Origin of the sequence: Nocardia ninae NBRC 108245 (assembly GCF_007990755.1) — a bacterium.
In the GTDB taxonomy this organism is placed as follows: domain Bacteria; phylum Actinomycetota; class Actinomycetes; order Mycobacteriales; family Mycobacteriaceae; genus Nocardia; species Nocardia ninae.
The window spans coordinates 1-14,797 of sequence record NZ_BJXA01000071.1; the positions used below are offsets into that span (position 1 = coordinate 1).

Consider the following 14,797-nt stretch of genomic DNA (forward strand, 5'->3'; position numbering starts at 1 on the left):
GACGAGGCCGACGAGGAGGTGGCCGCGCTGCTCGAACGTCATGCGCGCGATTGCTGGCGGCGCGGCGGCTACGCGACGGCGACCCGGGCGATGCGCCAGGCTGCGGCGCTGTCGCCGATGCCTGCGGATGCGGCGCGACGGCTCGCGTTGGGCGCTCGATCCGCTTGGGAGGCAGGGCAAGTGGGCCCGGCGCGCGAACTGCTCGAGCGGGCGGGCAGACTGGCGCCCGAGGACACGGTGGCGCGACTCAGTGGCGGACTGCGTGGCGGCATCGAATTCGTGTGTGGCGATCAGGCGCAGGCGAATCGGTGGCTGCTGCGGGACTCCGCCGCGGTGGCCGACCCGGCCATGGCGGTGGAGCTGGCGTGCCTGGCGATTCGCGCGGGCTGGTCGGGCGGGTCCGCCGAGCGCCAAGGCGCGGCGTTGCAGCGGCTGACCGGATTGGCGGTCAACGCCGACTTCCCCAAGGGCGCACTGCTTTCCGTGGTCGAGCAGTGGTGGGGCAGCGCACCGCGACCGGCGCCGGTGCCGTGGACGGACGAGACCGCAGGCCAGCTCGGCGCGCTCTCCTGGCGGTTGATGCCACCGGCACCGCTGGCCGTGGCGTGGGGCATGGAGCAGTGGCTGGGCGACGCGTATCGGCACAAGATGGACGGCTTACGCCGGACCGACGCGGTCACCGGGCTCGTGCTGACCACGTCTCAGCTGGTGACTCTCGACATCGTGGCAGGGCGATGGACGGACGCGGGCGCCGACGCCGCGGAGACGCTGCGCCTCGCCGAGGAAATCGGCGCCGACCACACCGCCTCGCAATGCCGTAACTCATTGTCCTGGCTCGCGGCATTGCGCGGCGACGAGCGGACAGTCAACGAATTGACCACTCGCACACTGGAATTGTCGGTGCCGCGCGGCGTGCGCGCGCTGACCGCCGCCGCCTACTGGCATCGAGGGCAGGCGGCGCTGTTCGCCGGGCGGGCAGCCGAAAGCCTGGAACACCTGGTTCGGCTGACCGAACCCGGTCACGATGCGGCGCATGCGACCTTCGCCATGCTCGCCGCCGAGGACACCGTCGAGGCCGCGGTCCGGGCGGACCGTGCCGACTTGGCCGCGGAAGCCCTGGGGTCGCTGCGGGACTGGGCCGAACGCACCGGCGCAGCCTGGGCCACGGCCGCCGCGCACCGCAGTGCGGCATTGCTCGCCACCGAGGAAGCGGAGGACTTCTTCCTGCGCGCCCTTGCGGTGCCGGGTACGACGGCGCGCCCGTTCGCCCACGCGCGCACTCGGCTGCTCTATGGGGAGTGGCTGCGGCGAGCACGCCGCCGCACGGATGCCCGGGTGCAGCTGGCCGAAGCAGCCGAGATATTCCGCAGGCTCGGCGCCGCGCCGCTGCTTGCACGCAGCCTGACCGAGCAAGAGCTGACCGGTCAGCAACTGCGCCGTACCGAATCATCCGAGCGCCGTACCGAGCTCCTGCTCACCCCGCAGGAACTCCGGGTGGCCCGTCTCGCCGCGGACGGGCTCACCAATCGGGAGATCGCCGCCCAACTGCTGATCAGCCCCCGCACCGTGGGGCACCACCTGTCCAGCGTCTTCCCGAAGTTGGGTATCGCCGGCCGGGGCGAACTGGCCAGGGTGGATTTCGAGAACGGCATGCGTCTGACCGACCTCTCCGCGCGACCGACCTAGGGCCTGTCGCAAAGTCCGGCCGGATGCATCCGGTGGCTGGATCGTCGCCTGGCAAGGCGGAGGAGTTGCCGATACCGGGTTTGTATCGGCGACGACGACAACGCGGCCAGGCGGCGATCCAGCCACCGGAGGCGCCGGATGGGACTTTGCGACAGGCCCTAGGTCGGTGAGCTGCGTCACCGACCTATTCGATGACGGATTTCCCAGGGCGGCCGGGCTTCTAGCGTCGGTGCCATGGACAACACCACCGCGCACCGCACCGTCATCGTCGGCGGCGGTTCGGCCGGCGCCGTGCTCGCCGCCCGGCTCAGTGCGGATCCCGATCGCCGTGTGCTGCTGCTGGAAGCGGGCCCGCAGTACGCGCCGGACGCCTACCCCGCCGAGGTCGCCGACAGCCGCATGCTCGGCGCGTACACCGGCCACGACTGGGACTATCGCTCCGAACCCGGCTACCTCGGCCACCCCGTCGCCGCCTACCGCGGCAAGGTGCTCGGTGGCAGCTCGGCGGTCAACGGTTCGGTCGCCGTCCGCGCCTTGCCGTCCGACTTCGGTCGCTGGTCGAAGGGTGGCCTGACCGGCTGGTCGTACGCGGACCTGTTGCCCGCGTACCGGGCGCTCGAATCCACCGGCGCCGGTGCGGACGCGCTGCACGGCCGCGGCGGGCCGCTGCCCATCACCCAGCTCACCCGAGACGACCTGAGCACCATGCAGCGAGCCTTCATGGATGCTGCTCTGGCACAAGGCTTTCAGGCTGTCACCGACTTCAACGGTACGGAGCCCGATGGTGTCGGCCCGTATCCGATGAATGTGCGCGACGGTGTTCGCGTCAATACCGGCATGGCCTATCTGACCGAGGCGGTGCGCGCCCGTGCCAATCTCACCATCAGCGCCGACGTGCTGGTCGACCGCGTGTTCTTCGCGGACGGGCAGGCGGCCGGTGTCGTCCTCGCCGACGACACCGAAATCCCTGCGCGGGAGGTGATCCTCAGCGCGGGGACCTACGGCAGCGCCGCGATCCTGCTGCGCTCGGGCATTGGTCCCGCCGCAGACATTGCGGCCCTTGGTATTCCGGTGATCGCGGACCTCCCCGTCGGGCTGCGGTTACAGGACCATCCCTTCTACTACAACGCCTACGCCGCCGATCCGGACCGCATCGGCGTCCAGACTCCGGTGATCGGGGCCAAGGTATGGACCGCGAGTTCGCAGGCCGACGCGGGCGAGCTCGATCTGCATATCACCGCCACCCACCTGTTCGAGCATGCCACCAGCCCCACCGGTGTCGGCTTCGTGCTCGCGGTCGCCCTGGTGCGTCCGCACTCGCAGGGCACCCTGACCCTCGTCAGCCGGGACCCGGCGGTCGCACCCCGTATCGATCTCAATTTCCTGGCCGAGCCCGGCGACCGCCGCCGCCTGATCGAGGGCATCGAGCTCGCCCGCCGCCTCGGCGCCGCCCCACCGCTGGCCGACCTCGTCGAACGCGAGCTGAACCCCGGTCCGCAGGCGACCAGCCGGGCCGACATCGAAGCATCGATGCTCGCCACCCTGGACACCTACCATCACCCCACCTCGACCGCCCCGATGGGCGCGCCCGACGACCCGGCCGCCGTGACCGACCGGCTCGGCGCCGTGCGCGGTGTGCCCGGCCTGCGGGTCGTCGACGCCTCGATCTTCCCGGACGTCCCCTCCGCCGCCACCAACCTGACGGTCATCGCGGCCGCAGAACACATCTCCCGCCAGATCTGAACTCCGACAACCTGTTCGACTTTCCGCACGGTCAAAGGAACTCCATCATCGTGACCATCTCCGGTCTCCCGCACGCCCGCAACTACATCGACGGCCAGTGGGTCGATTCCGCAACGCACACCGAATCTTTGAACCCGGCCACCGGCCGGATTCTCGGCACCTTCGCCGAGGCAGGCGCCGACGAAGCACGCGCCGCGATCGCCGCCGCCCGTCGCGCATTCGAGACCACCGACTGGGCCCGCGACCGCGCGCTGCGGGCCAAGGCGCTGTTCGAGATGGCCGACCACCTCGAGGCCCGCCGCGAGGATTTCATCACCCTGCTCGCCCGTGAGAACGGAAAGATCCTGGGGGACGCCACCTTCGAGGTCGACCTCACCATTCCCAAGCTGCGTTACTACGCGGCCCTGGCCCTGAGCGACCACGGTGGCGCGGCCGAAGTGCGGCCCGGCCTGTACTCCATGACGCTGCGGGAAGCGGCGGGCGTCGCGGGTGTCATCGCACCGTGGAATTCGCCGATCGTGCTGGCGGTCCGGTCTTTCGCGCCCGCGCTGGCCGCAGGCTGCACCGTGGTCGTGAAGCTGCCGGGCCAGACCGGTCTGGTCAACGGATTGCTCGCCGAGCTGGTCGCCCAGACCCACAGCCTGCCGCCCGGCGTCATGAACATCTTCACCGAATCGGGCAATGATGGTGCGCCACTACTTGTCTCGTCGCCGGAGGTGGATGTCGTGAGCTACACCGGTTCCACCATGGTCGGCCGGATGATCATGGCGAACGCCGCACCGACGCTGAAGCCGCTGTCGTTGGAACTCGGCGGCAAGAGTCCGATGCTCGTTTTCGACGACGCGGATCTCGATGCCGTGGTGCCCGTGCTCACCGCGGCCATCACCACCTTCACCGGCCAGTTCTGCATGACCGGCAGCCGCATTCTGGTTCAGCGCGGCAGCGCGGACGAACTGCGTCGCCGGATGGTCGCGGCGCTGCAAGCGGTCAAGGTCGGTCCCGGTGACGATCCCAGCAGTGAGATGGGCGCGATGATCGACGAGCGCAACGCCCAACGCGTCGAGGGTGTCGTCGCGGACGCCGCGACCTACGCGACGGTGCTGGTGCAGGGTCGGCGCGACGGCGCGTTCCTGCACCCTTCGCTGGTCGAAGTCCAGGATCTGGACGCGCCGATCGTGCAGCGGGAGGTGTTCGGCCCGGTCGCCACCTTCGAGATCTTCGACACCGAGGCCGAAGCGATCACCCGCGCCAACGCCACCGAATACGGTCTGGCGGCGTCGATCTGGACTCGCGACGTCGACCTGCCGCTGCGCGTCATGCGCGAGATCAAGGCAGGCACGGTGTGGACCAACACCTGGGCCGTGGTGCACGACATGTTCGAAGAGGGTGGTTTCAAACAGTCCGGCCTCGGACGCCTCAACGGTGTGCGCGGGCTGGAGGAGTTCCAGGAGACCAAGCATTTCGTGCACGCGACCTCGCCTGCCTGACCGGCGTCCGTGGCCGAAATACCTTCGGGTCCAGCACAACCCGCGCCCGCGGCGGACGTGGCGCTCATCGTGGCGCGGGTGGTCGAGCCGGGACACGAGGAGGCGTTCCAGGAGTGGGCGCGCGGCATTCTGGCTGCTGCCGCCACCACGATCGGCTATCTGGGCGGCGGCCTCTTCCACCCGGTCGTGGACGGCGGACCGTGGATCATCGTGCACCGCTTCCGAAATCAGGATGCGTTGCAGAGGTGGCTGGACTCGCCGCAACGGGCCGGGTTCTTCGACAACATCGAGGGACACCGGCACACCGAGGTCGCGCGTCGCGAACTGACCGGCATGGAGACCTGGTTCTCAGCGGCGAACCCCGCCGGGTCTGTCCCGCCGCGCTGGAAGATGGCGGCGAGCTCGGCCATCGGGATCTTCCCGATCTCGCTGTTCGGCAGCGCGGTGCTCGGTCCTTACCTGGCCGCACTCCCGCTGGTGCTGCGGACCGCCTGCTTCGCCGCGCTGTTCAGCGTGCTGATGACCTACCTGTCCATGCCGCTGGTCACCCGCGTGCTGCGCCGCTGGCTCGGACCCGGCCAGCCAGCTCATCCCCCGAACATCAAGCTGCAGAAGGAGATTCCATGACCACCGCAATTATTGGCACCGGAAACATCGGCAGCCGCCTGGCGGCGGACCTCGTCGCGGGCGGTGCAGACCTGCTGCTCGCAGGCAACGATCTCGCCGACGCGCAGAGCCTCGCCCAGGCCTTGGGCGAGCGCGCCACGGCGGTCACCGTCGACCAGGCCATCGACCAGGCGGACGTAATCATCTTCGCCGTCTGGCTCGATACGACCAAGCAACTTTTCGCCGAGTACGGGGACCGGCTGTCAGGAAAAATCCTGGTAGACCCGTCCAATCCGATCGCGCCGGACGGCAACGACGGCTTCGCCAAAACGATCGCCGTCGACGAATCCGCCGGGCAGATTTTGGCGGCCCTCGTCCCCGCGGGCGCCCGCCTGGTCAAGGCGTTCGGCACCCTCTCCGCCGAGTCGCTCGGATCCGCCTCCCGCCGGGCACCGGATCGCGCCGTCGGGTTCTACGCCGCCGATGACGAAGCCGCAGGCAAGGTCGTTGCCGAACTGATCACCGCGGCAGGCTTCGACCCGCTCGCCATCGGCGGACTCGACCAATCGATCCGCATCGAGGTCTTCGGCGACCTGCACGAGTTCGGCGCACTGGGCAAGCCGGTGAACCGAGCCGAAGCGCTTGCCGCACTCTGAAGCCCACCCCACCCCCCACACTCGCCAGAGAGGCTGATCAACTATGAGTACCAGAGTAATTCGGCTCGGACGCACCCTGCTGATCGGCATGGCCGTCACGCTGAGCATGGCAGTCACCGCGTGTTCGGCCAAGGCCGACAAGCCGGCGATCGAGCAGCCGGTCGACAAGCCGGCGGTCCTGCTCGTGCACGGCGCGTTCGCCGACGGTTCGAGCTGGACCAAGGTCGCCGAAAAGCTACAGCGCGACGGCTACCAGGTGACCACCGCAGCCGTCCCGCTGCGCGGCCTCACTTACGACTCCGCTTATATCCGAAGCGTTTTGGACGGCATGCCCGGCAAAACCATCGTGGTCGGCCACTCCTACGGCGGCGCGGTCATCACCAATGCCGCCACCGGCTCACCGAAGGCAGCAGGCCTGGTCTACATCGCCGCATTCGCCCCCGACCGCGGCGAGAGCCTCGGCGAGCTCGACGGTCGCTTCGGCGGCCCCGCCACCAAAATCTCGGTGCCCCACGAATATCCACTACCCGACGGCAAGGGCAACGCCCCCGAACTGACCATCGCCCCGGACAAGTTCGGCGAATTCTTCGCCCAGGACCTCCCCGCCACCGACGCCGAGGTCCTCGCCGCAGGCCAACGCCCCATCGCCGTAGCCTCCTTCACCGAACCATCCGCCGAACCCGCCTGGAAGACCCTCCCCAGCTGGACCCTGGTAGCCAAGGACGACCGCATGATTCCGCCGGACGGCCAACGCCAAATGGCCACCCGCATCAACGCCACCGTCGTCGAGCACGCAGGCAGCCACGCCATCGCCCTCTCCCAACCCCAAGCCGTCGTCGACGTCATCGAGACCGCCGCAGCCAAAACCAGCTGAATCCTCTTCCGCCCCTAAGGCTTCGACACGCGTCGCCGTCATTCCGACCTGGATGACGGCGACGTCATGCGTCGCCGGCGCGGCGAAAGATGCCTAGCTATCGGTGCGTTCGTTCCAGATGTGCAGGAGTAGGTGCTCGTTCACCGGGACCAAGCGGGGTTGGTAGCCGGGTGCGGTGGCCAGGTACGGATCATGCGGACCAGGAATTTCATAGAGCCGCACGTGTACCCGTGCGCGCCCGGGTGGTGTCAGCGGCGCGGCCAGTTCTCCCTGGCATTCAGCGAAATAGCAGTCACCGATTCGCTGGCACCCCAGCTCGGTGAGATAGCTGGCCTCTTCGATGAACTCGGCGTCGGACGGTTCGGCCGGGAATCCAACGTCCGCGACTTCCACACTGATTCGTGCGAGATGACCATAACTGCGGTCGTTGACGGTTTTGATCCCCAGTGCCCCGACACCGGGCCGTAGACGTCCGGTGTCGAGCGCCGGAAGGGTGCGGATCTGCTTGGTCAGGTCGTCATCGAGAAGATAGATCGATCCGCCGTCGTAGTCGATGATGCCGGTTGCCCTCACGATGACCTCCTGCGTTCACAGCGAGGGTCGATGATCCTCTGCGATGCCGGTCCAACCGTATGCCCGCGCGTGGGCACCGCTCAATCTACTGCGGCAACAAGTCCCTCCCGCCACGTGCGAGATTCCACCGGGTGGGTGACGCGCGACCTCGATCAGGAGCGATGCGAGTTCGCCGAGGTACGGTCGACCGGGTCCGAACCTCCTATACCGGAAGCGAATTCATCGATGCGCAGCGGACCACCGGCGTGCCGGGCCAGCGGCGGAGTGTCGATCTCCGCCGACGTGCGGATGCCTTCCAGCAGCTCCTGCACCGCATCCAGGGAGCTGTGGCGCGGCTGCCATCCGAGTTCGGTGCGTGCTCGCGTGGTGTCGAGCACCGGGATCCGCAGAAACGCGTCGAGTAGCTGGGGTGACACGGGAAGGAGGCGGAGGAACCAGGCGGCCGCGAGTCCGGAGCGCAGCAGACGGGTGGGTATGCGCGCTCGGCGCGCGCCGAGCAGTTCGCTCAGGCGTGCGGTGTCGAGCACCGGGTCGGCGGCGATGTTGAAGGGCCCGGCCACTTTTCGGGTGACGGCGAGCCGGAAGGCCTCGCCCGCGTCGGCGGTGTGTACAGCTTGGAACAGCAGTTCCGGGATATCGGGCAGGACCGGGATCAGGTCCGGGCGCACCAACCGGTTGGGCAGCAGCGGACCGGCGAACAGGCGCCGCTGCGCACTCGCGGAGCCGCGCTGGAAAATGAACGCGGGGCGCAGTCGCACTGCCCGGCACTGCGGGTGCTGCTGTTCGAAAGTGTCCAGGAGGCGCTCGACGTAAGCCTTTTCCCGCGTGTAGCCGGCCAACGGCCAGCCATTGGTCGGCCAACTCTCAGCGACCGGCTGTTCGTCGCGCCGCGGGGAGTAGGCGCCCACCGAGGACGCGTACACAAATACCGGAACCTGTTCTGCGGCAACAGCTTCTAACACTCGAGAGCTGCCGATGACATTCGTCTCCCAGGCCACCGTCGGCTGATGCGTCGGCTGGAACAGCCAGGCCAGATGGACCACCGCGTCCGCACCGCGGAACAGCGCGCATAGATCGTCGGTCCGCACGTCGGCCGCGGCCCATTCCGTCTTGGGCACGGCACGGCCCGCCTTGCGCCGCGCGAGTCCGAGAATCGACGTCACTTCCGGATCCGCGGCCAGTGCGTCGACCACGCCGGTTCCGACATTTCCGGTGGCACCCGTTACGACGACACGCATCTGAACTCCTCGTCCCGAGAACGTCCTCAGCTCGCGGCATACCCGCATCCGCGCTGCGAACACCTCACCGCGCCGAAGTTCAATGACCGATATTCGAGGGGTCTACGCGTTATTTCGACCCGGCAGGGTGCACGACCACACAACAGCGATCCGGATGCGGTGCCAACTCCGCGCACGCGTCGGGCTGGGCACTCTCGGCGATCGCGCCCTCGATCAACCGCAAGTTCAGCCCGCACACCAACTCCCGATGGTCCTGGGCAACCAGATGAAAAGGGCAGTTGCGCAGATTGATACGACCGTCGTCGACCTGGGGCAAGTACCCGCAACTCCGCAGCGCTGCCAGCAGGTCACCACCGCTGGCCACGGCCGCACGCCTCCCCTCGGCGAGCGCCGCCTCGTGCACGGCCGCGCGCACGGCGCCGCTGTCGTCCTGCTCGACCGAGGAAACCATCAACCGGGCCAGCAACTCGTAGTCGCGCGGTGGCGCGGTGAACGCAATTTCCTTCGTGGCCCGGGCGTAGAACTTCGCCGGCCGCCCCGCGCCGGGTCCGCCACGACCGGGCGGACGCTGGTAACTGACCGTCACCAACTCGGCCTCGGCCAGCTTGTCCAGGTGATAGGCCGCCAGTGTCCGGCCGATTCCGGCGGCAGCAGCAGCCTGTTCGCGCGAGACTGGCGCGTCGCTCTCGACCACATGTTCGTAGAGCTTGCGCCGCACCGGGTCGTCGAGGTTGCTGAGCGCCGCCAGAACCGCTGGAACGCCGGAACGCGGAGTAGGCATGCCCAACTCTAACACCAACCAGTGTTGACAAATAGGCGCCGAGGGCAGACTCTAAAAACACATCTCATTATTCTTACAGAAGGGTTTCCGTGATGAACGCTTCGACCTCGCTCCCCTCTCCCCGCAGCCTCGGGGAAGCTGTGCAACGCGCGCGCAGCGAACCCGCGTACGGCGCGTTCCTGCTGCTGCGGATCGGTTTCACCGTGCTGCCGACCATCTTCGGCCTGGACAAGTTCACCAACGTGCTCACCACCTGGGAGAACTATCTCGCGCCGTGGATCATCGACCTAGTCCCCTTCACCGCACAGCAGACGATGTGGATCGTCGGGGCGATCGAGGTCGCCGCGGGCCTGGCCGTCGCGGTCAAACCGCGCTATGCCGCCTTCGTCGTCGCCGCATGGCTCGCAGGCATCGTGCTCAACTTGCTGACCTACCCGGGTTTCTACGACGTCGCACTGCGTGACTTCGGCCTGATGCTCGCCGCACTCACCCTGGGCCGGCTGGCCTTCGTCTACGACCCGGCCTGGCACCGGCGCACCGCGCCCGCGGGCAAACTCAGCGCCGCCTGACCGGAACCCGCTGCACCCCTTCGGATTCGACTGATCATCTCGTCCACCTGGCGACGCCCATCCCGGCGTCGCCAGGTGGACCTCACCTAGTTTTCGCGGAAGGAACGGGCTCGCAAGCGACAATGCGCGTTCTCCATCAAGCGCTGAGCCGGGACATGGCCGCGGCCGAAAGCGCGGCGGCTGCGATCGGGTCAGCCACCGCGACCTCCACGCTGCTCGGCCCCCTTCGCGAGGACCCGCGTTCCCGTCAAGAATTCTTCGCGCTCACCGGCGTCAACACCTGATCAGCCGGTACCCGCTGAGCGCGACGGAGCGAAAGCGCCTGCCGCTGCGGCAAATGCAGCACTCACTGCTGCACGGTCGGGCAGGTCCGGATCGGGTGGCGTGCGCAGCAGCACCAACTGGTGATAGAGCGGTGCGGTAGCCGCGATCAGCAACGCACGCGCGTCGACCTCGGGCGCGAGTTCGCCGCGCTGCACCGCGCGCTGAATGATGATCTCGGACTGCGCATATCGGTCCTCCCACAACCTTCGCAGCGCGCGAGCGGCTTCCTCGGACCGGAACGACACCGCGATCAGCGCCACCGCGATCGAGGACTCCTCGCTCAGCGAATCCTGGATTTCCTGGTTCAGCGCCGCCAAATCCCCACGGAGCGAACCGGTGTCGCGCGGTTCCCACGGCTGCTGACTCGCCGCATCGAAGACGTCGGCGAGCAGGCCGCCGACATCGTGCCAGCGACGATACACCGTCGCGCGATGCACGCCCGACCGCGCGGCGATGGCATCGATGCTCAGCGCGTCGTAACCATGCTCGGTCAACTCCGCGCTGACCGCTTCGAGCACTTGGTCGCGGATGCGGGCGGTTCGCCCACCCGGGCGACGGGCCGGCTCGGCCGGTGGAGGTGCGGAATTCATGGTCGGCAGTCCGATTGCTTGACGGGATGGAGTCTCCACGATACCTTAGTGCGACAGTCGTCGTATTAAGTGAGGGTGCCGATGTTCTTCCGAAGTGTTTCCCCGGCCCTGCGGTCCCTGCTGACCGTGTCGTCCTCGAACGCTTCGGAGAGTGCATATGCCCACCCAGATCACCGCGCGAGCGGTCAGCAAATCCTTCAACGGCACAACGGTTCTCGATGAGGTGACGTGTTCGCTCGCCGCGGGTGAGCGAACCGGGATCATCGGCGAGAACGGCTCCGGCAAGACCACCCTGCTGCGCCTGTTCGCCGGACGAGAGCAGCCCGATCACGGCGAGATCGTCGTGCACGCCGACGGCGGCATCGGCTACCTCGCCCAGGAAGAACAGCTGCCGCCGCAGTCGACCGTGCAGGAGGTCATCGATCGGGCACTGACCGAACTCCGGGCGCTCGAACAGCGGATGCGCCGGCTCGAGGTCGCGATGGCCGACGGCGACGAGTCCGGGATGACCGAATACGGCGAGCTGACAACAGTTTTCGAGCTACGCGGCGGCTACGACGCCGACGCTCGAGTGGAACGCGCCCTGCACGGTCTGGGGTTGAGCCTGGTGGACCGCACCCGCACCGTCGGCGAGCTGTCCGGCGGCGAGCAGGTCCGGCTGCGCCTGGCCGCGATCCTCGCCGCCGGTACCGAGGTGCTGCTACTGGACGAACCCACCAACCATCTCGACGGCGACGCCCTGACCTGGCTGGAAGATCACCTGCGCACCCGCCGCGGCACCACGGTGACGGTCTCGCACGACCGCGCCTTCCTCAAGCGGGTCGCGACCACCCTGCTCGAGGTCGACGCGGACCGTCGCCGAGTCGTCCGCTACGGCAACGGTTACGCGGGATTCCTGGCCGAGAAGGCGGCGGCGCGCCAGCGGTGGGTCCAGTCGTACCACCAATGGCAGGCCGACACCGACCGGCTCCGCGAACTCGCCGCCACCACCGCCCGCGATGTCGCACCGGGCCGGGCGATGAAGGACAACAACAAGATGGCCTACGACCGGGCCGGCGGGCGGGTGCAGCAGTCACTGGCCAGCCGGGTGCGCAATGCGGAGGAACGGTTGCGCCGTCTGCTCGCGGATCCGGTGCCGCCGCCACCGCAACCACTGCGCTTCGCACCCACACTGCGGGCCGGCGGTGCCCGCGGCACCGTGCTCGACGCTACCGACATCGCTGTCGCGGGCAGGCTCGACCGGACCGGTCTGACGGTCACCGCAGGCGACCGGCTGCTGATCACCGGCCCGAACGGTGCAGGCAAGTCCACGCTGTTGCGGGTACTGGCCGGTCGGCTCGCGCCGGACACCGGCACGATCATTCGCCACGGCAAGGTCGGCTACCTCGCGCAGGACCCGCCGCCCGCCGAACCCGGGCAAACCCTGCTGGCCGCTTTCGCCCGCGGTCGCACCGGCGAAAGCGACGAGCACGCCGAACGATTGCTGTCCCTCGGCCTGTTCGACCGTGCTCGCCTGACGACGCGTGTCGAGAATCTGTCCACCGGGCAGCGGCAGCGGCTCGCCTTGGCGCGGCTGGTCACCGAGTCCGTCGACGTGCTGTTGCTCGACGAGCCCACCAACCACCTGTCGCCGGGCCTGGTCGAAGAGCTGGAAACCGCGCTGGCCGAATACCGTGGCGCCCTGGTGATCGTCAGCCACGACCGCCGGCTACGCGCCCGCTGGCGCGGTGCTCAGCTCGACCTGCGCGCGTCCGTATCCGTCTGATCCCCTGCCCCCGAAGGAGTTTCGCGTGCCCGACAGCCCTGTCCCCGCCGACCCGATGGTGTTGCACCCCATGCCCGGCCAGCCGCGCGTGGTGCTGCTGAAGCCGCTGGTCACCTCACCACTGATCGAAGTCGGCGAGTTCTCCTACTACGACGATCCCGACGATCCGACCGCGTTCGAAACCCGAAACGTGCTCTACCACTACGGACCCGAGAAACTGATCATCGGAAAGTTCTGCGCCCTCGGCACCGGCGTCCGCTTCATCATGAACGGCGCCAACCACCGCATGGACGGCCCCTCCACCTTCCCCTTCCCCACCATGGGCGGCTCATGGTCGAACCACTTCGACCTGCTCACCGGCCTACCCGGCCGAGGCGACACCATCGTCGGGAACGACGTCTGGTTCGGCAACGGCGCGACCGTGATGCCCGGCGTGCGAATCGGCCACGGCGCCATCATCAGCACCGGCTCCGTGGTCGTCGGCGACGTACCCAACTACGGCATCGTCGGCGGCAACCCGGCCCGCCTCATCCGCACCCGCTACAGCGACGAGGACATCGCCCGCCTGCTGGCGGTGGCGTGGTGGGACTGGCCCCTCGACCACCTCACCGAACACGTGCCGACCATCATGTCCGGCAGCATTACCGACCTGGAAGCCGCCGAGGCCCGGAAATGAGTGAAATGCTTTCACGACCTGCCCATATCGCGATGGTCGGCATCCCCATCGTCAGCCATGTCCTGCCGAGCCTGGAGCTCATCCGCGAGCTGATTGCCCGTGGCCATCGAGTGAGCTACGCCAACGACCCGGCCGTCGCCGATTTGATTACCGGGGCAGGCGCCGACCTGGTTCCGTGCACGTCTGCGCTGCCGGTCGCCGACAACAACTGGCCCGCTGATCCCGTCGCGGTGATGAACCTGTTCCTCGACAACGCCGTCCAGGCGCTCCCGCAACTGCACGCGGCCTACGACCCAGACCCCGCGGACCTCTACCTCTATGACATCGGTGCCTACGCCGGGCGTGCCCTCGCCGAAGCGCAGGGTCGCCCGGTCGTCCAGCTGTCGCCCACGTTCGTAGCTTGGAAAGGCTACGAACAGGAGGTGGCGGCACCCCTATGGCAGTTGCCGGGCGCCGACGCCTACCGCGCGAAGTTCGCACGGTGGCTTGCCGATTGCCATGCGGCGACCACCGACGTGGACGCGTTCTCCGGCCTGCCCGACCGCGCCCTGGCGCTGATACCCCGGGCCATGCAACCGCACGCCGACGACGTCGATACCGGGGTGGTGACATTCGTGGGACCCTGCTTCGACCCGCGCGGCGACGCTGCGGGCTGGGTCCGCCCGGCCGCGGCGAAGAAGGTCCTGCTGATCTCGCTGGGCTCGGCCTACACGCGCCAACCGGCGTTCTACCGCCAATGCCTGCAAGCGTACCGAGACCTGCCCGGCTGGCACGTTGTACTACAGATCGGTAAGCACACCGACCCGCGAGAACTCGGCGACATCCCCGCCAACATCGAAGTGCACTCCTGGGTTCCGCAGCGGGCGATCCTGGAACAGGCGGACACCTTCGTCACCCATGCCGGCATGGGCGGCTGTGGCGAAGGACTGCTGGCCGGTGTTCCGATGATCGCCGTGCCGCAGGCCGCCGAGCAGTTCCTCAACGCAGACCGGCTCGTCGAACTGGGCGTGGCCCGCCGCATCGACACCCAGGAAGCCACCGCCGAGAAACTACGCGAGGCACTGCACGACTTGACCTCCGACCCCGAGGTGGCCCGCCGCGCAGCACAGTTGCGCGCCGCCGCGCGAGCTGAGGGCGGCACCATGCGAGCCGCCGACCTCGTCGAAGCGGCTCTGCCCCAACATATCCCAGCAATGTCACTTCGGATGTCCTAATCCGCAAGCCATCTC

Annotated in this window: 14 protein-coding genes and 1 pseudogene; 11 read left to right on the forward strand and 4 right to left on the reverse strand. The window is 68.3% G+C overall.

Going from position 1 to position 14,797, the window contains the following annotated elements:
* The 6 genes from NN4_RS34700 to NN4_RS34725 all read left to right on the forward strand — a co-directional run.
* A partial coding sequence (locus tag NN4_RS34700) for a helix-turn-helix domain-containing protein (RefSeq protein ID WP_222595222.1) occupies window positions 1-1,686 on the forward strand: 1,686 nt, incomplete at its 5' end.
* Window positions 1,687-1,920: 234 nt separating this feature from the next.
* A complete protein-coding gene (locus tag NN4_RS34705; RefSeq protein ID WP_147140140.1) occupies window positions 1,921-3,429 on the forward strand; it encodes a GMC family oxidoreductase in 1,509 nt (502 codons plus the stop codon).
* A gap of 50 nt (window positions 3,430-3,479) precedes the next feature.
* Window positions 3,480-4,916: an aldehyde dehydrogenase family protein gene (locus tag NN4_RS34710; RefSeq protein WP_246181245.1), complete on the forward strand. Its 1,437-nt coding sequence runs from the start codon at window positions 3,480-3,482 to the stop codon at window positions 4,914-4,916.
* Window positions 4,917-4,925: 9 nt separating this feature from the next.
* The gene (locus tag NN4_RS34715) at window positions 4,926-5,543 is read left to right on the forward strand and encodes an antibiotic biosynthesis monooxygenase (protein WP_222595223.1); all 618 of its coding nucleotides are present in this window, start codon (window positions 4,926-4,928) and stop codon (window positions 5,541-5,543) included.
* On the forward strand, window positions 5,540-6,178 hold the full coding sequence (locus tag NN4_RS34720) for an NADPH-dependent F420 reductase (protein ID WP_147140142.1): 639 nt from the start codon (window positions 5,540-5,542) through the stop codon (window positions 6,176-6,178). The genes NN4_RS34715 and NN4_RS34720 overlap by 4 nt, the downstream gene beginning before the upstream one ends.
* A gap of 43 nt (window positions 6,179-6,221) precedes the next feature.
* Window positions 6,222-7,052: an alpha/beta fold hydrolase gene (locus NN4_RS34725; protein ID WP_246181246.1), complete on the forward strand. Its 831-nt coding sequence runs from the start codon at window positions 6,222-6,224 to the stop codon at window positions 7,050-7,052.
* Between the two features lie 93 nt (window positions 7,053-7,145).
* On the opposite strand, the gene NN4_RS34730 is transcribed toward NN4_RS34725, so the two are convergent.
* From NN4_RS34730 to NN4_RS34740, 3 genes are all read right to left on the reverse strand, one after another.
* Window positions 7,146-7,625, reverse strand: coding sequence for a hypothetical protein (locus NN4_RS34730; RefSeq protein WP_147140144.1), 480 nt, complete (start codon window positions 7,623-7,625; stop codon window positions 7,146-7,148).
* Window positions 7,626-7,777: 152 nt separating this feature from the next.
* Window positions 7,778-8,863 carry an NAD-dependent epimerase/dehydratase family protein gene (locus tag NN4_RS34735; RefSeq protein WP_147140146.1) on the reverse strand — a complete coding sequence of 362 codons (1,086 nt, stop codon included), beginning with the start codon at window positions 8,861-8,863 and terminating at the stop codon, window positions 7,778-7,780.
* A 109-nt stretch (window positions 8,864-8,972) separates the two neighbouring features.
* Window positions 8,973-9,644 (reverse strand): helix-turn-helix transcriptional regulator, encoded by a 672-nt coding sequence (locus tag NN4_RS34740; RefSeq protein ID WP_147140147.1) that lies wholly within the window; start codon window positions 9,642-9,644, stop codon window positions 8,973-8,975.
* Window positions 9,645-9,736: 92 nt separating this feature from the next.
* On the opposite strand from NN4_RS34740, the gene NN4_RS34745 reads away from it, so the two are divergent.
* Window positions 9,737-10,213 (forward strand): hypothetical protein, encoded by a 477-nt coding sequence (locus tag NN4_RS34745; protein WP_147140148.1) that lies wholly within the window; start codon window positions 9,737-9,739, stop codon window positions 10,211-10,213.
* 182 nt (window positions 10,214-10,395) lie between these two features.
* Window positions 10,396-10,497: pseudogene (locus NN4_RS34750) on the forward strand (GTP cyclohydrolase I FolE); the annotation flags it as partial.
* On the opposite strand, the gene NN4_RS34755 reads toward NN4_RS34750, so the two are convergent.
* A complete protein-coding gene (locus NN4_RS34755) occupies window positions 10,498-11,127 on the reverse strand; it encodes a TetR/AcrR family transcriptional regulator (RefSeq protein ID WP_147140149.1) in 630 nt (209 codons plus the stop codon).
* Window positions 11,128-11,284: 157 nt separating this feature from the next.
* Here NN4_RS34755 and abc-f point away from each other — a divergent pair, with 157 nt between their 5' ends.
* From abc-f to NN4_RS34770, 3 genes are read left to right on the forward strand one after another with little or no spacing between them, the layout of a single operon-like run.
* A complete protein-coding gene (gene abc-f / locus NN4_RS34760; protein WP_147140216.1) occupies window positions 11,285-12,892 on the forward strand; it encodes a ribosomal protection-like ABC-F family protein in 1,608 nt (535 codons plus the stop codon).
* 55 nt (window positions 12,893-12,947) lie between these two features.
* Window positions 12,948-13,568 (forward strand): CatB-related O-acetyltransferase, encoded by a 621-nt coding sequence (locus tag NN4_RS34765; protein ID WP_147140218.1) that lies wholly within the window; start codon window positions 12,948-12,950, stop codon window positions 13,566-13,568.
* Window positions 13,569-13,573: 5 nt separating this feature from the next.
* A complete protein-coding gene (locus NN4_RS34770; RefSeq protein ID WP_246181247.1) occupies window positions 13,574-14,782 on the forward strand; it encodes a macrolide family glycosyltransferase in 1,209 nt (402 codons plus the stop codon).
* Window positions 14,783-14,797: the final 15 nt, after the last annotated feature.